This window comes from Terrabacter aeriphilus (assembly GCF_039542985.1).
Classification (GTDB): domain Bacteria; phylum Actinomycetota; class Actinomycetes; order Actinomycetales; family Dermatophilaceae; genus Terrabacter; species Terrabacter aeriphilus.
Window position 1 is genome coordinate 1 of the sequence record NZ_BAABIW010000018.1, and the last position, 14,733, is coordinate 14,733.

Below are 14,733 nucleotides of genomic sequence, written 5' to 3' on the forward strand. Positions count from 1 at the left end.
CCGCAAAAACGAATGAGCCGGACCTACATTCCGTAGGTCCGGCTCATTCCGATGTCTTGCGACATCACATGGTCGGGGTGACAGGATTTGAACCTGCGACCTCTTCGTCCCGAACGAAGCGCGCTACCAAGCTGCGCCACACCCCGATGCTGCGATCGAGAGCGTCCGAGAACGTCCGAGGCAGCAAGCAGAGATGCTAGCGCAGCCTGCCGTGCATCTCCGAATCGGGGGTGGACGAGCAGGTCAGCCGCGCGGGACGAGCGTCAGCAGGGTGGCCTCGGGCCGGCAGGCCAGGCGCACCGGCGCGGTCGGGGACGTGCCGAGCCCGGCGGAGACCTCGAGCCACGCCGCGCCCTCGGGAGCCCGCGTCGAGGGCGTCCACGGGGTGCTGCCGGCCCCGGGCCACCATCGGGAGAGTCCCTTGACCCGACCGGTGTCGAGGTCGCAGTTCGTGACGAGCGCGCCGTAGCCGGGCACGCACACCTGACCGCCGTGGGTGTGCCCCGCCACGATGAGGTCCGCACCGTCGGCGGCATACGCGTCGAGGACGCGCTGGTAGGGCGCGTGCGTCACGGCGAGCGTGAGGTCGGCCTCGGGGGAGGCGGCGCCGCGCACGCGGTCGAGGCGGTCGTAGCCGAGGTGCGGGTCGTCGACGCCCGCGACGTCGATGCGCAGGCCACGCACCGTGAGCGAGTCGCGGCGGTTGGTCAGGTCGACCCAGCCGCGCGACCCGAGGCCCCGCACGAGGTCGGCGGTCGGGAGGCGCGCGGAGGTGCCGACCCCCTTGGCGTGGTTCGTCGTGAGATAGCGCAGCGGGTTCTTCACCTTCGGCGCGAAGTAGTCGTTCGAGCCGAGCACGAAGACGCCGGGGAGGCCGAGCAGCAGCTCGTAGGCGTCGAGCAGGGCCGGCACGGCGTCCGGCGCGGCGATGTTGTCGCCCGTGGTGACGACGAGGTCGGGGTCGAGCGAGGCGAGGCTGTGCACCCAGGCGGCCTTGGCGCGCTGCCGCGGCAGCAGGTGCAGGTCCGAGAGGTGCAGCACCCGCAGCGGCTCCGCGCCCACCGGCAGCACCGGCACGTCGTAGCGGCGCAGCACGAAGGCGTTGCGCTCGACGAGCGAGGCCCAGCCGAGCACACCGGTGCCGGCGAGCCCCAGGCCCAGGACGGTCTTGGTGACGGCACGCATGGGCCCCATCCTCGCACTGCGTGCGCCGCGTCCACGACCTGACAGACTTGGGGCCATGAGCACCCTCAAGGAGCAGCTGCAGGCCGACCTCACGACCGCGATGCGCGCCCGCGACGCGGTGACGTCCGGCTCGCTCCGGATGGCGCTGACGGCGGTCACGAACGAGGAGGTCGCCGGCAAGGAGCACCGCGAGCTGTCCGACGACGACGTGCTGAAGGTGCTGACCAAGGAGGCCAAGAAGCGGCGCGAGGCGGCCGAGGCCTACACCGGTGCCGGGCGCGCCGAGCTGGCCGCCCAGGAGGAGGCCGAGCTCGCCGTGCTCGAGTCCTACCTGCCGAAGCAGCTCGGTGACGACGAGCTCGAGGCCATGGTGCGCGAGGCCGTCGCCGCCTCCGGCGCATCAGGGATGCCGCAGATGGGCCTCGCGATGAAGGCCGCGAACGCCGCCGTGGCGGGCCGCGCCGAGGGCGGCCGGGTCGCCGCGATCGTGCGCCGGGTGCTCGCGGGCTGAGCAGCCGGTCGACGGCCAGCCGGCCGACGCCGGACGTGCAGGAGGGGCCGACGCGTTGCGCGTCGGCCCCTCTTGTCGGTCCCGCTCGTCCGGCTCAGCCGGGCGGGGGCGGGGTGTTCGGCTTCGTCGGCTTGCCGGGCTTCGGCTTCACCGGCTTCGTGGGCTTGGTCGGCTTCGGGGTGTCCGCCGTGGGCTTGCTCGGCTTGGCGTTCGAGCCGGAACCCGAGCCGGACCCGGAGCTCGTCTGCGACGCCGGGGCCGAGCGGCTCGACCCGCGCGAGGTGTAGATCGTCACGTACGAGCCGTCGGGAGCCTGCCCGTACGGGTCGGTGCCGGCCACGCGGCCGCTCGGGACCGTGGAGCTCATCGAGCCGCCGACGCCCGCGGTGAAGCCCGCCGCCTCGAGGGTCGAGATGGCGTCGGAGACCGACAGGCCGGTGACGCTCGGGACGTCGACCTGGTCGCCCTTCAGCAGCTTGTCGGAGGGCTCCTGGAACTTGACCTCCGGCTGGCCGTCGAGCGCCTTGTTCATGATCCCCTTCCAGATCGGCGCCGCGATGGCAGCACCGTGCATGACGGGGTAGAACTTGCCGCCGACCGAGATGTTCTTCATGACGCGGGTGATCGGGTCGTACGGCGTGCCGACCCAGACGGCGGTGACGAGCTGCGGGGTGTAGCCGACGAACCACGACTCGTTGTTGCCGTTGGCCGTGCCGGTCTTGCCGGCCGACTCGCGGTTGCCGTCGTCGAGCTGGTTCCGGATGCCGGAGCCGTGCGTCATGTTGTACTCGAGGAACTTGTCGGTCGCCCGCGCGACGTCGGGCTCGACGACCTGCTCGCACTTCGTGGCGGGCAGGGCGATGTTCTTGCCGCCCTGGGTGATCTTGGTGATGGCGACCATCGGGCACTTCTTGCCGTCGGCGGCGAGGACGCCGTAGGCGTGCGCGACGCCCTGCGGCGAGACGTCCGCGGCACCGAGGATGTACTGCGGGGCGAACTTGCCGATGGGCTCGCCGTCGGACTGGTGCAGCCCCAGCCGGATCATCGTGTCGCGCACCTTGCAGCCGCCGAGCTGCTCGGAGAGGGCGACGAACGCGGTGTTGGTCGACTTGGCGGTCGCCTCCATGAGCGACATCCGGCCGCCGCCGAAGGGCGTGTCGTTGCGGACGTACCAGGTCGAGCCGGGACCGCAGTTGGCCATCCCGCCCGGCCACTCCTTCGGGGTGTACTTCGCCTTGCTCTCGCCGCCCGCTGCCTTGGCGTTGACGGACGACTTGGTGTTCATGCCCGACTCCATGGCCGTCACGAGGGCGAAGGCCTTGGCGGTCGAGCCGAACTGGAAGCCGCCGGAGCCGCCGTAGCGCTTGTCGAGCGCCCAGTTGATGCCGGTCTCGCCGCCGGAGTCCTTGGTGACGGAGTACTGGGTGTTCTGGGCGAACGCCTTGACCTGGCCCGTGTTGGGGTCGGCGATGTAGGCGGCCGAGCCGATGCGCTCGTCGTTGCCCATGGGCACCTTCTTGGTGATCTCCTTCTGGGCCGCCTCCTGCAGCTTCGGGTCGAGCGTCGTCGTGATCGTGACGCCGCCGCGGTAGAGGGTGCGCTTGCGCTCCTCGACCGTCTTGCCGAGCTGCGGCAGGGTCATCGCGTAGTTGACGATGAAGTCGCACCAGTAGGGGTAGGGCGAGGCGAGGCAGGTGCTCTTGGGGTTGCTGATGCGCATGTCCTGCTTGAGGGTGCGCTTCTTCGCCGCCTGCCACTGCTTGTCGGTGATGCGGCCGAGCTCGTGCATGCGGTCGAGCACGACGTTGCGGCGCGCGACGGCCTTCTTCGGGAAGTTGACGGGGTCGGTCACGCCGGGGTTCTGCGTCAGGCCGGCCAGCAGCGCCGCCTGGGAGAGCGAGAGCTGGCTCGCCGACACGCTGAAGTAGTGCTGCGCGGCCGCCTCCACGCCGTAGGCGCGGTCGCCGTAGTAGACGAGGTTGAGGTAGCCCTCGAGGATCTGGTCCTTCGTCAGCTTCTTCTCGAGCGTGATCGCGTACTTCAGCTCCTTGAGCTTGCGCATGTAGTCCTTCTTGACCGCGTCGGCGGCCGCCTCCTCGTTGCCGGAGCTGAGGGCGGAGTACTGCAGCGAGATCTTCACGTACTGCTGGGTGAGCGACGAGGCGCCCACCGAGGAGCCGTTGCGCAGGTTGGAGATGACCGCGCGGGCCGTGCCCTGCAGGTCGATGCCGCCGTGCTCGTAGAAGCGGTGGTCCTCGATCGCGACCTGCGCGGAGCGCATGATCGGTGCGATCTTGGCGAGCGGGACCACGGTGCGGTTCTGCTCCTGCGGCGTCGCGATGACGGTGCCGTCGGCCGCGAGGATGCGGGAGGTCTGGGCCAGCGGGTCGGTCGTGAACTCGCTCGGGAGCTCGTTGAAGACGTCGACGCCGCTGCGGGCGAGCGCGCCGGTCGCGCCGACCGCGGGCATCACCAGGCCGGCGGCGAGCAGTCCGAGCACGAGCGCGGACGCGAGGAACGCGCCGAGCAGGCTGATGACGCCACCGATCGAGGTAGTGCGTGAAGACATGGGCCCAAGGGTAACCGCTCACCCTATGGCCACCGGCCTCGTGCCCACACGCACCTCTGGACCGGCGTGGCGCGAGGGTGGATGATCAGGGAGGAGGGGGTCTGGGTGACTAGTCACTCGCTCGCCGAAATGGTCCATACAGGCTATGTCCGGGCGGCCGTGTCGCTCGTAATGTCTCGTTTGGGCCTCAGGGGGGCCCAGATCTGACCAGGACCGGTGGGACGGTCCAGGTCTGCTCGGTGTCATGGGAGGTGCCGAGCGGGGAGGGGTTAGTCATGAGTGTTGTCATCGTCGATTCGTGGGTGGACGAGTGGGCCACGCAGGCCCGTTGTTCCGACCAGGACCCGGATGCGCTGTTCGTGCGGGGCAAGGCCCAGCACGACGCCAAGGCCGTCTGCAAGACGTGCCCGGTCCTGGCCCAGTGCCTCGCCGAGGCCCTGGACAACCGCACCGAGTTCGGTGTCTGGGGAGGCATGACCGAGCGCGAGCGCCGGGCCCTGCTGCGCAAGCGCCCCGACATCACCTCGTGGAAGTCCGCCCTGCGCGCCGGCATGGCGTCGCAGGTCAAGGCCGACTGAGCGCGAGCCGACCGAGGTCAAGCCGACCGGGCCTGACCGGAAGGTCACGCCTGCGCGAGCGCGGCACCGACCTCTCGGAGACCGTCGAGGTCGTGCACGTCCCGCCCCAGGGCGGGCACGTGCGCGACGGCGATGCCCGGGTGCGACCGTGAGAAGCGGTCGGCGAGCTCGCGCTGGCGCTCCGCCGTGCTCACGAGACTCGCGTGCAGCCGGAGCAGGCCGGCGGCGTTGGTCGCCGACCGCGGCCCGCCGCCGTCCTCGAGCGTCTCGGCCACCGCGAGCGCGCGCTTCGGGCTGAGCCCGGTGGCCGCCACGCGCCCGAGACGGTTGACGACGAGACCCGCGAGCGGCATGCCGTCCGCCTCGAGCCGGTCGACGAAGTACGAGGCCTCGCGCAGCGCGTCGCGCTCCGGCGCGGCGACGACGAGGAAGGCCGTGCCGCGCTCGGACAGGAGCCGGTACGTCTCGTCCGCGCGCTCGCGGAAGCCGCCGAACATCGTGTCGAGGGCGTTGACGAACGTCTGGACGTCGGTGAGCAGCTGGCCGCCGAGGATCTTCGTCATCGTCGACGTGACGAGCTGCACGCCGACGCCGAACACCTTGAGGCCGGCGCGACCGCCCGCCTTGGCGGGCGCCGTGAGCAGCCGGATGAACCGCCCGTCGAGGAAGCTGCCCAGCCGGTTCGGCGCGTCGAGGAAGTCGAGGGCTGAGCGCGACGGCGGCGTGTCGACGACGATGAGGTCCCACGGGGCCTCGGCCGAGCCCGCGCTCGCCTTGAGCTGGCCGAGCTTCTCCATCGCCATGTACTCCTGCGTGCCCGCGAAGGAGCTGCTGACCGCCTGGTAGAACGGGTTGGCGAGGATCTGCTCGGCCTTGCCCGGCTCGGCGTGCGCGAGCACGACCTCGTCGAACGTCCGCTTCATGTCGAGCATCATGGCGTGCAGGCTGCCGCCCGCCCGGGTGTCGATGCCGCCGACCGGCCTCGGCGTGTTGTCGAGCTCGGTGAGGCCGAGCGACTGGGCGAGCCGGCGGGCCGGGTCGATGGTCAGCACGACGACCCGGCGACCGGACTCCGCCGCCCGCAGCCCGATGGCTGCCGCGGTCGTCGTCTTGCCCACCCCGCCCGAGCCGCAGCACACGACGATCTGGGTCGCGGGGTCGAGGAGCAGGGCGTCGACGTCGAGGGCGGGGGCCACGGGCCCCGCCGCGCCGGGGCTCATGCGCCCGCCCCGGTGCCCACGCCGGAGGCCGGCAGGCCGGACGGCGTCGCATCGGGGTGTCCGGCGAACAGCGGCACGAGCAGGTCTGCGAGCTCGCGCACCGAGCCCGCGTCGACCCCACCGGCCAGGGCCGGCAGCGCGACGATCGGCAACCCCGTGGCCTCGAGGAGCGCGAGCTGCTCACGCTCGAGGTCGACGCGCTCGGCGTGGTCGCGGGCCTCCTCGAGCAGGCCGTCGACGAGCTCCGCGGTCACCGGAACCCCCGCGTCGGCGAGCTGGGTGCGGATCGAGGCCTTGTGCAGCCGCCCCGCCCGGGCGGAGTCGAGGGCGGCGTCGTCGAGCAGCGGCTCACGCACCATGTTGACGATGATCGCGCCGGGGCGCAGGCCCTTGCCACGCAGCTCGTCGATGGACTCGAGGGTCTCCTGCACGGGCATCTCCTCGAGCAGCGTGACGAGGTGCACGCGCGTCTGGGCCGACCGGAGCAGCCGGGTGATCGACTCGGCCTGGCTGTGGATGGGGCCGACCCGGGCGAGGTCGGCCACCTCGGAGTTGACCGAGAGGAAGCGGCCGATGCGACCGGTCGGCGGCGCGTCGAGCACGAGGGCGTCGAAGGCCGCCGGGGCGTCGCCCTTGTGGCGGCCGTCGCGCCGTCGGCGGTTGGCCTCGTAGATGCGCCCGATGAGCAGCACGTCGCGCACGCCGGGCGCGATCGTCGTGGCGAAGTCGATGGCGCCGAACTTCTCGAGGAGCCGCCCGGCGCGTCCGAGCTTGTAGAAGAGCTGGAGGTACTCGAGCAGCGCCGTCTTCGGGTCGACCGAGAGGCCGACGACCTCGCCGCCACCGCCCAGGCGCGCGATGCGGGTCTCCTCGGTGCCGAGCGGCGGCACGTCGAAGGTCTGGCTGATCCCCTGGCGCCCCTCGACCTCCGCGACGAGCACGCGCCCGGGCGCGGACGCGAGGGCCAGGGCGACCGCGGCCGCGACCGTCGTCTTGCCGGTGCCGCCCTTGCCCGTCACGACGTGCAGTCGCGCTCCCGGCCAGGGGCTGGCCTCACGGTCGGTCGTCACGGGCCCAGCCTAGGACCGGCCGTCGGCCCTTCGCGCACCGCGTGCTCGCCTCACGGGGCGGGGAGCAGGGATGCCACCGCTCCGAGGACGGTGGCGAAGGCGGGGTCGTCGGGGTCGATGAGCTCCATGTGGCCCGCCCCCGCGACGACCTGCTCGGTGACGTCGCCCCCGGCCGCCCTCGCCGCGGCGAGGTAGCCCGCGCCGACGGCCATCGGCACGGTGTCGTCGCGGTCGCCCGTCACGAGGCGCACCGGCACCCGGGCCGGCAGGGCGCTCATCGGGTCGGCGGACGTCCAGGCGGGCGTGCCCGGGCCCGAGCCGACGAAGTCACGGGTCGCGTCGGCGCCGAGGTGCAGGCGGTCGGCGACCCCGAGGTCGACGACCCCGGCGAGCGAGACGACTCCCGCGACGCCCAGCTCGGTCGCCCAGGGCTGCCCGGCCGCCCACGTCACGAGGTGCCCGCCTGCCGAGTGGCCGACGAGGACGAGGGGCCTGGGCAGGTCGGGCTGGGCCGCCACCGACGTGAGGAGCGCGCGCACGTCGTCGAGGGTGCCGGGGACGCCACCACCCGGCATCCCGGTGCGGCGGTACTCGGCGAGCACGACGTGGTGTCCTGCGGCGGCGAAGGCGGCCGCCTCGGGACGGGCGTGCTCGCGGTCGTACTCGGCCCGCCAGAAGCCGCCGTGCACGACGACGACGGTGCCCGCCGCCGCGGGCGCCCCGGCGGTGGGGGCGAGGACGTCGTAGACCTGCACGGCGTCGTCGCCGTAGGAGCGGGTCGCCGCGAGCGCGGTCGGCGGAACGGCGGTGGGCGTCGGGTCGGGGCGCGCGGTCATGGGCGACATGCTGTCACCGGCGCCCGACCCGCACCCGCCGAGGGCCGTGAGCACACTGAGTAGGGTGAGGGCCATGACCCAGTGGGAGTACCTCACCGCACCGCTTCTGATCCACAACACCAAGCAGATCCTCGACAACTTCGGGGCCGACGGGTGGGAGCTCGTCCAGATCGTCAACGGTCCGGACGGCACGAGCCTCGTCGCGTACTTCAAGCGTCCCAAGTCCTGAGGAGCCTAACCATGTCTGCTGTCGAAGACCGCCTCTCCGCGCTCGGCCTCACCGTTCCCGAGGTCGTGCCGCCCGTCGCCGCCTACGTGCCCGTCGTGCGTGAGGGCGACCTCGTCTTCACGTCGGGCCAGCTCCCGATGGTCGACGGCGCCCTTGCCGCCACCGGCAAGGTCGGCGCGGAGGTCGACGCCGACACCGCCAAGGCGCTCGCCGAGACGTGCGTGCTCAACGCCATCGCCGCCATCAAGTCGGAGGTCGGCGACCTCGACCGGGTGAGCCGCGTCGTCAAGGTCGTCGGCTTCGTCGCCTCCGGCCCGGGCTTCACCGGCCAGCCGGGTGTCATCAACGGCGCGAGCGAGCTGCTCGTCAAGGCGTTCGGCGACAAGGGGATCCACGCCCGCTCCGCCGTCGGAGTGGCCGCCCTGCCGCTCGACGCACCGGTCGAGGTCGAGGTCATCGTCTCCGTCGCGGAGTGACCTGATCGCCGTGGGACGCCAGTTCCCCCTCACCACGACGCCCGGCATCTCCGACGCCGCCACCCGCTGGCTGGCCGGCGAGCGCTGGGACGAGGCGCCGCCGCGCCGGGCGAGCACCGTCATGCTGGTGCGCGACGGCACGGCGGGCCCCGAGGTCTTCATGCTCCGCCGGGTCTCCGGCATGGCGTTCGCGCCGAGCACGATGGTCTTCCCCGGGGGTGGCGTCGACCCGCGTGACGTCGGGTCGGACGTGCCCTGGGCGGGGCCCTCGGCCGCGGACTGGGCTGTGCGACTGGGCTGCTCGCCCGCGGAGGCACAGGGCTACGTCGCCGCGGCCGTGCGCGAGGTGTTCGAGGAGTGCGGCGTGCTGCTCGCCGGGCCCGCTCCCGACGGGCCCCTCGCGCGTGTCGACGACCCGTCCTGGCGCGAGGTGCGCGAGCGGCTCGTCGACCGGCGCCTCTCCCTCGCAGAGGTTCTCGTGGAGCACGACCTCGTGCTGCGCTCGGACCTCATCGTGGCCAAGGCGCACTGGCTGACCCCCGTCTTCGAGCCGCGCCGCTACGACACGTGGTTCTTCGCCGCGCTCATGCCTGATTCGCAGGTGGCCGACGGCCACACGACCGAGGCCGACCACGCCGACTGGTTCGTGCCCGGGACGCTCCTCGGGGCGTATGCCGCAGGCACCGCCCTCATGCTGCCGCCGACCGTCATCTGCGTGGAGCAGATCCGTGACGCCCCTTGCGCGGCAGACGTCGTCGTGCACAGCGAGGCCCTACCGCTGATCATGCCCGAGGTCGTCGACGGTGCCGAGGGGCCGGCGATGGAGGTCGTCGAACGATGACCGCGCGGGCGCGAGGCCGTCGGAAGGTCCGGACGTGAACGGCGCCGCTGCCGACCCGGGCTGGGGTGGTGGGCGCACGGGCGACCGGGCCGAGTGCGTGCTCTGCCCCAACCCGTCGCCGATGACCCTCGACGGCACGAACACCTGGCTACTGGCCGAGCCGGGCTCCGACGAGGTCGTCGTCGTCGACCCCGGGCCGCTCGACGAGACGCACCTCGCCCACGTCCTCGACCGCGTCACGTCGACCGGGCGACGCGTCGCCCTGACGCTGCTGACGCACGGCCACGCCGACCACGCCGAGAGTGCCGACCGGTTCGCCGAGCTGACCGGTGCCCCGGTGCGAGCGGTCGGGCGCGGGCACGACGACCTGCGGGCGGGCGAGTCGCTGCGCGTCGGGGGCCTCGAGGTGCTCGTCGTGCCGACCCCGGGCCACACGAGCGACTCGGTGTCGTTCGTGCTCCCGGCCGACAACACGCTGCTCACGGGCGACACGATCCTCGGCCGGGGCACGACCGTGGTCGCCTGGCCGGACGGCAGCCTCGAGGCCTACCTCGAGTCGCTCGCCCGGATCGAGGCACTGACGCGGGCCGGCGCCGTGACGACGCTGTCTCCCGGGCACGGCCCGTTCGTCGCCGACGCCGCCGCGACGGTCACGTTCTACCTCCGCCACCGGGCGGAGCGGCTCGAGCAGGTGCGCGCCGCGGTCGCCGGAGGTGCGCAGACGGCATGCGCGGTCGTCGAGCAGGTCTACGCGGACGTGCCCCGCAGCGTGTGGCCGGCCGCCGAGCTCTCGGTGCAGGCGCAGCTGGAGTATCTCCGCGAGCACCGCTGAGGCGCAGGCACGCCCGCGATCCGGTGCGATCCGCGGCCGGTGGTGACCGCGGGAGATGACGACCCGCTCAGGTGGTCGCCGCGGCGAGGAGCGCGTCGACGCGCGTCGGCTCGTAGAGGTGGTCGCAGACCGCGGTGACGAGGCCGCTGACGCCCGCCATCTCGCGCTGGGTGGCCGGCACGATCTGCAGGCGGCGCGTGGCGAGGGGGAGCGAGCGCGCGTAGACCGACTCGCGGATGCCGGCGAAGAGGTGGTTCTCCGCCCCCGCGAGCTCGCCCCCGATGACGACGACCTCCGGGTTGAGCAGGCTGACGGCGTCGGACAGGGCGATCCCGACGATCCGCCCCGCGCGTCGCAACAACCGGGTGGCCGTCGGGTCGCCCGTGGCGATGAGCTGCACGGCGTCGTGCACCGAGGCGACCTGCTGGCCCGCCTCGCGCAGGTCGCGCACGATGGCCCACCCGCCGGCATACGCCTCGATGCAGCCCTGGTTGCCGCAGCGGCACTGCGGCGGCGCGCCCTCCTCGGGCACGACGACCTGGATGTGGCCGATGTCGCCGGCCGCGCCGTCGGCGCCGCGGAAGATCGTGCCGCCCGCGATGAGGCCGGCGCCGATGCCCGTGGCGAGCTTGAGCATGAGCATCGAGGAGACCTCGGGGTGGGCGAGGCGGTGCTCGCCGATGGCCATGGCGTTCGCGTCGTTCTCCACGACGACGGGCGCGTCGAAGTGGGCGGCGAGGTGGGTGCGGATGGGGTAGCGGTCCCAGCCGGTCATGATCGGCGGGCTGACCACCATGCCGGCCACGCTGTCGACGGGGCCCGGCAGGGCGAGCCCGATGCCGCGCACGTCGGTCACGCCGAGGTGCAGGTCGGCGAGCAGGGCGGTGAAGGCGTCCACGACGGCCCCCAGCCACGGCTCCGGGCCCGCCGCGATGTCGAGGGCGAGGCGCGACTGCTCCAGCACGCTACCGGCGAGGTCGGTGACGGCGAGCCGCACACCGGTCGCACCGGAGTCGGCGATGAGCAGGGCGCCCCCCTCGTGGCGGAAGCGGAAACGGCTCGGCGGCCGCCCCCGCGAGGTCGAGGTCACCTCCGCCTCGGCGATGAGGCCGGCCTGCTGGAGGCCGTCGAGACGGGCTCCGACCGTGGCGCGGGAGAGGCCGGTGCGCTCGACGAGCTCGGCCCGGGTGACGTCGCCGGTGGCGCGGATCAGGGCGAGCACCCGGCCGGGCGTGCCGGTGGTGCCATCGGTCATGGCGCCTCCTCCTCGAGGGCGGTGCGGGCCGCCGGGGCGGCGGTGCAGGGCATTTCTATCAGAGATTTGCTTCTTTTTGCTTGACAGGTGACAGAAAGAGGCCTCAGAGTGAGCAGAAGTCGAATCGGCCCGTCGGTTCCCGCTCAACGAAGAGAGGCCTCCATGGCATCCGCAATGGCATCCGCCCGCACGTCCCGTCGTCTCGCGACCGCCCTCTGCGCCGGTGGCCTCGTCGCCGGCCTCGCCGCCTGTGGTGGTGGCGACGCCGCCGGCACCGGCTCGGGCTCCACCGCGGCTGGTGGCGCCGCCACGACCGGCAAGATCGCCGCCGTCATCAAGGGGCTCGACAACCCCTTCTTCCAGACGATGGAGTCGGGCATCAAGACGCAGGCCGGCACCTCCAAGGCCGAGGTGACGATCCAGGCCGCGGCGGCGATCACCGACACGAGCGGGCAGGCCGACAAGCTGAGCGGTCTCGCCGGCCAGGACTACAAGTGCTTCGTCATCAACCCGATCTCGGGCACCAACCTCATCCAGGGCGTCGCGCAGCTCTCGGCCAAGAACGTGCCGATCGTCAACATCGACAGTCCGATCGACGCCGCCGCCGCCGAGGCGGCCAGCGCGAAGATCGCCACCTACATCGGCACCGACAACGTCGAGGCCGGCACGATGGCCGGCAAGACGATGGGCGAGCTGCTCCCGAGCGGGGGCGACGTCGCGCTCGTCGGCGGCATCGCCGGCGACGTGACGAGCGGCGCGCGCCTCGAGGGCTTCCAGAAGGGCATCCCCGCCGGCGTCAAGGTCGTGCAGACCGTCGCGGCCGACTGGGACCGCCAGACCGCCCTGACCAAGGCGACCGACATCATGCGCGCGCAGCCGAACCTCAAGGGCTTCTTCGCCGCCAACGACGACATGGGTCTCGGCATCTCCCGGGCCATCGCCAACGCGGGCAAGACCGGCCAGATCAAGGTGATCAGCGTCGACGGCAACAAGGACGCGTTCGAGGCGATCAAGGCCGGCGGCGTCGATGCCGTCGTCGCGCAGTACCCCTACGTCATCGGCGCGATGGGCGTCGAGGCGTGCCAGGCCGCGATGGCCGGCAAGACCCTGCCCGCCAACGTCAAGGCTCCCGTCCAGGTCGTCACGAAGGACAACGTCGACCAGGCCCTGAGCGCCGCCCCCAAGCCCGGCGAGTCCTACGACGACCCGTTCGCGGCGCTGCTGAAGTGAGCACCATGACCGACACCTCCACCACCCCCGCCACCGCCGCGGGCCCGGCCGCCCCCGACGGCGGGCCGGCCCCGGCGGCCCGGCGGCCGCGCGGCGCCGGCCTGCGCGACCTCAGCGCCTGGGCCGACTGGGCGGCGCTCGTCGGGCTCGTCGTGCTCGTCGTCGTCTTCCAGTCGCTCAACCCGACGTTCCTCAGCGCGGGCAACATCCAGTCGATGCTCGTCGCGTCGGCCATCCTCATCGTCCTCGGCATCGGCCAGACGTTCGTCGTGGCCACCTCGGGCATCGACCTGTCGGTCGCCTCGACCATGACCCTGTCGGCGGTCGTCTTCGGCATGGTCTTCGTCGGCGGTCACGGCCTGCCGCTCGCGATCGTGGCCTCGGTCGTGGCCGGCGCCGTCGTCGGCCTCGCGAACGGGCTGCTCGTCGCCCGGGGCAAGATCACCGACTTCATCGTCACGCTCGGCACGTTGTCGGCGGCGTCGGGCCTGGCGCTCATCCTCTCCGACGGCAAGCCGGCCACGATCATCAGCGGGCCGCTGCTCAAGCTCTCGACGGGCTCGGTCGGCATCCTCGGCTACAGCGTCATCGTGGCCCTCGTGCTCGCCGTCATCGCCCACGTCGTGCTCTTCCACACCCGGTTCGGCACGCACGTGCTCGCCACCGGCGGCAACGTCGAGGCGGCCAACGCGACGGGCGTGCGCACGGCCCGGGTCAAGACCGGCGTCTACGTCATCTCCGGCGTCCTCGCCGGCATCGGCGCCGTGCTGCTCGTGGCCCGGGTGGGTGCTGCCGAGCCGGCCGCCAACACCGCCTTCCTGCTCAACTCGGTGGCCGCCGTCGTGCTCGGCGGCGTCAGCCTCTTCGGTGGTCGCGCGACGATCATCGGCCCGGTCATCGGCGCCCTGCTGCTCACGGCGCTCGTCAACGGCCTCACGCTGCTCGGCGTCTCGCAGTTCTACCAGCCCCTGTCGGTCGGCATCGTCGTCGTGCTCGCCGCCTTCCTCACGAGGTTCCAGAAATGACCGAACCCACCACGGCCACCACGGCCCCCGCTGCGCTCCCGCTGGGCCGGGACGTGCCCACCGACGCCCTGCTCGACGTGCGCGACGTGTCGCTCTCGTTCGGCCAGGTGCGAGCCCTGCGCGACGTGTCGATGCACGCCCGGCGTGGCGAGGTCACGGCCATCGTCGGCGACAACGGCGCCGGCAAGTCGACGCTGATCCGCTGCATCAGCGGCATCCACCGGCCCGACGCGGGCACCATCGACTTCGACGGCAGCCGCGTGCACTTCCGGTCGCCCGAGGAGGCACGCAGCGCCGGCATCGAGACGGTGCACCAGAACCTCGCCCTCGTCGAGGACCTCACCGTCTGGCAGAACCTCTTCCTCAACCGCGAGATCGTGCGCGGCATCGGGCCGCTCAAGCTGCTCGACCGCGGCGCGATGCGCCAGGAGGCCGAGCGCATGGTGTCGAGCCTCGCCGTCAACGTGCCGGCCGTCGGCGCGCGCGTGCGCCGCCTCTCCGGCGGGCAGCGCCAGGCCGTGTCGATCTGTCGCGCAGCGGGATTCACCTCGAAGCTCATCATCATGGACGAGCCCACCGCGGCGCTCGGGGTGCAGGAGACCGCGCGCGTCGAGGAGCTCATCCAGCGCCTGCGTGACGAGGGCCACGCCATCGTCCTCATCAGCCACAACTTCGCGCAGGTGCTCAAGCTGAGCGACGCCGTCTGGGTCATGCGCGCCGGGCGCTGCGTCGCCGGGCGTCGCACGAGCGCGACCGACGGCGACGAGATCGTCGCCCTCATCACCGGTGCCCGCGCCGGCGACCTCGAGGACGTCGCCCGCTGACCCTGCGCGACCCGCGCCTCCCACCCGATCCCGTATGCCGTCCGTGCCGTCG

Annotated in this window: 15 protein-coding genes and 1 tRNA gene; 9 read left to right on the plus strand and 7 right to left on the minus strand. The window is 72.5% G+C overall.

The features are described from left to right. Nucleotides 1-69: 69 nt before the first annotated feature. Nucleotides 70-146: transfer RNA gene (locus ABD979_RS13890), tRNA-Pro, on the minus strand. Between the two features lie 97 nt (nt 147-243). Further along, entirely contained in the window at nt 244-1,185 is a 942-nt protein-coding gene (locus ABD979_RS13895) for a metallophosphoesterase (RefSeq protein WP_345508081.1), read from the minus strand. 55 nt (nt 1,186-1,240) lie between these two features. Between ABD979_RS13895 and ABD979_RS13900 the strand changes: the two genes are divergently transcribed. Continuing rightward, nucleotides 1,241-1,696 carry a GatB/YqeY domain-containing protein gene (locus ABD979_RS13900; RefSeq protein ID WP_345508082.1) on the plus strand — a complete coding sequence of 152 codons (456 nt, stop codon included), beginning with the start codon at nt 1,241-1,243 and terminating at the stop codon, nt 1,694-1,696. Between the two features lie 94 nt (nt 1,697-1,790). Here ABD979_RS13900 and ABD979_RS13905 read toward each other — a convergent pair whose 3' ends face one another. Continuing rightward, nucleotides 1,791-4,265 (minus strand): transglycosylase domain-containing protein, encoded by a 2,475-nt coding sequence (locus tag ABD979_RS13905; RefSeq protein WP_345508083.1) that lies wholly within the window; start codon nt 4,263-4,265, stop codon nt 1,791-1,793. Nucleotides 4,266-4,540: 275 nt separating this feature from the next. Between ABD979_RS13905 and ABD979_RS13910 the strand changes: the two genes are divergently transcribed. Beyond that, nucleotides 4,541-4,843, plus strand: coding sequence for a WhiB family transcriptional regulator (locus ABD979_RS13910; protein ID WP_345508084.1), 303 nt, complete (start codon nt 4,541-4,543; stop codon nt 4,841-4,843). Nucleotides 4,844-4,887: 44 nt separating this feature from the next. Here ABD979_RS13910 and bagB read toward each other — a convergent pair whose 3' ends face one another. Genes bagB through ABD979_RS13925 form a run of 3 tightly spaced genes read right to left on the minus strand, consistent with a single transcriptional unit; the run spans nt 4,888 to nt 7,969 of the window. After that, nucleotides 4,888-6,063, minus strand: coding sequence for an ArsA family ATPase (gene bagB / locus ABD979_RS13915; RefSeq protein ID WP_345508085.1), 1,176 nt, complete (start codon nt 6,061-6,063; stop codon nt 4,888-4,890). Continuing rightward, on the minus strand, nt 6,060-7,133 hold the full coding sequence (bagA, locus tag ABD979_RS13920; RefSeq protein WP_345508086.1) for an ATPase BagA: 1,074 nt from the start codon (nt 7,131-7,133) through the stop codon (nt 6,060-6,062). Before bagA ends, bagB begins: the two co-directional genes overlap by 4 nt. A 50-nt stretch (nt 7,134-7,183) precedes the next feature. Continuing rightward, complete coding sequence (locus ABD979_RS13925; protein ID WP_345508087.1) at nt 7,184-7,969, minus strand: alpha/beta fold hydrolase; 786 nt, start codon at nt 7,967-7,969, stop codon at nt 7,184-7,186. A 73-nt stretch (nt 7,970-8,042) separates the two neighbouring features. Between ABD979_RS13925 and sp36 the strand changes: the two genes are divergently transcribed. Genes sp36 through ABD979_RS13945 form a run of 4 tightly spaced genes read left to right on the plus strand, consistent with a single transcriptional unit; the run spans nt 8,043 to nt 10,347 of the window. After that, entirely contained in the window at nt 8,043-8,198 is a 156-nt protein-coding gene (gene sp36, locus ABD979_RS13930) for a Sp36 family protein (RefSeq protein ID WP_142179199.1), read from the plus strand. Nucleotides 8,199-8,209: 11 nt separating this feature from the next. Next, nucleotides 8,210-8,674, plus strand: a complete 465-nt coding sequence (locus ABD979_RS13935; protein WP_345508088.1) for a RidA family protein — start codon at nt 8,210-8,212, stop codon at nt 8,672-8,674. A gap of 10 nt (nt 8,675-8,684) precedes the next feature. Next, nucleotides 8,685-9,515 (plus strand): NUDIX hydrolase, encoded by an 831-nt coding sequence (locus ABD979_RS13940; RefSeq protein ID WP_345508089.1) that lies wholly within the window; start codon nt 8,685-8,687, stop codon nt 9,513-9,515. A gap of 34 nt (nt 9,516-9,549) precedes the next feature. Further along, a complete protein-coding gene (locus ABD979_RS13945) occupies nt 9,550-10,347 on the plus strand; it encodes an MBL fold metallo-hydrolase (protein WP_345508090.1) in 798 nt (265 codons plus the stop codon). Nucleotides 10,348-10,414: 67 nt separating this feature from the next. On the opposite strand, the gene ABD979_RS13950 is transcribed toward ABD979_RS13945, so the two are convergent. Then, nucleotides 10,415-11,602, minus strand: a complete 1,188-nt coding sequence (locus ABD979_RS13950) for an ROK family transcriptional regulator (protein WP_345508091.1) — start codon at nt 11,600-11,602, stop codon at nt 10,415-10,417. A 162-nt stretch (nt 11,603-11,764) separates the two neighbouring features. Between ABD979_RS13950 and ABD979_RS13955 the strand changes: the two genes are divergently transcribed. Genes ABD979_RS13955 through ABD979_RS13965 form a run of 3 tightly spaced genes read left to right on the plus strand, consistent with a single transcriptional unit; the run spans nt 11,765 to nt 14,681 of the window. Beyond that, a complete protein-coding gene (locus ABD979_RS13955) occupies nt 11,765-12,832 on the plus strand; it encodes a substrate-binding domain-containing protein (RefSeq protein WP_345508092.1) in 1,068 nt (355 codons plus the stop codon). Nucleotides 12,833-12,837: 5 nt separating this feature from the next. After that, nucleotides 12,838-13,857, plus strand: a complete 1,020-nt coding sequence (locus ABD979_RS13960; RefSeq protein WP_345508093.1) for an ABC transporter permease — start codon at nt 12,838-12,840, stop codon at nt 13,855-13,857. Next, nucleotides 13,854-14,681, plus strand: coding sequence for an ATP-binding cassette domain-containing protein (locus ABD979_RS13965; protein ID WP_345508094.1), 828 nt, complete (start codon nt 13,854-13,856; stop codon nt 14,679-14,681). Before ABD979_RS13960 ends, ABD979_RS13965 begins: the two co-directional genes overlap by 4 nt. Nucleotides 14,682-14,733: the final 52 nt, after the last annotated feature.

What these genes read in the sequence shown, in the direction of transcription:
- ABD979_RS13895 (WP_345508081.1), bottom strand. Translation starts at nt 1,185, where the DNA reads ATGCGTGCCGTCACCAAGACCGTCCTGGGCCTGGGGCTCGCCGGCACC.
- ABD979_RS13900 (WP_345508082.1), top strand. Translation starts at nt 1,241, where the DNA reads ATGAGCACCCTCAAGGAGCAGCTGCAGGCCGACCTCACGACCGCGATG.
- ABD979_RS13905 (WP_345508083.1), bottom strand. Translation starts at nt 4,265, where the DNA reads ATGTCTTCACGCACTACCTCGATCGGTGGCGTCATCAGCCTGCTCGGC.
- ABD979_RS13910 (WP_345508084.1), top strand. Translation starts at nt 4,541, where the DNA reads ATGAGTGTTGTCATCGTCGATTCGTGGGTGGACGAGTGGGCCACGCAG.
- bagB (WP_345508085.1), bottom strand. Translation starts at nt 6,063, where the DNA reads ATGAGCCCCGGCGCGGCGGGGCCCGTGGCCCCCGCCCTCGACGTCGAC.
- ABD979_RS13925 (WP_345508087.1), bottom strand. Translation starts at nt 7,969, where the DNA reads ATGACCGCGCGCCCCGACCCGACGCCCACCGCCGTTCCGCCGACCGCG.
- sp36 (WP_142179199.1), top strand. Translation starts at nt 8,043, where the DNA reads ATGACCCAGTGGGAGTACCTCACCGCACCGCTTCTGATCCACAACACC.
- ABD979_RS13935 (WP_345508088.1), top strand. Translation starts at nt 8,210, where the DNA reads ATGTCTGCTGTCGAAGACCGCCTCTCCGCGCTCGGCCTCACCGTTCCC.
- ABD979_RS13950 (WP_345508091.1), bottom strand. Translation starts at nt 11,602, where the DNA reads ATGACCGATGGCACCACCGGCACGCCCGGCCGGGTGCTCGCCCTGATC.
- ABD979_RS13955 (WP_345508092.1), top strand. Translation starts at nt 11,765, where the DNA reads ATGGCATCCGCAATGGCATCCGCCCGCACGTCCCGTCGTCTCGCGACC.
- ABD979_RS13960 (WP_345508093.1), top strand. Translation starts at nt 12,838, where the DNA reads ATGACCGACACCTCCACCACCCCCGCCACCGCCGCGGGCCCGGCCGCC.
- ABD979_RS13965 (WP_345508094.1), top strand. Translation starts at nt 13,854, where the DNA reads ATGACCGAACCCACCACGGCCACCACGGCCCCCGCTGCGCTCCCGCTG.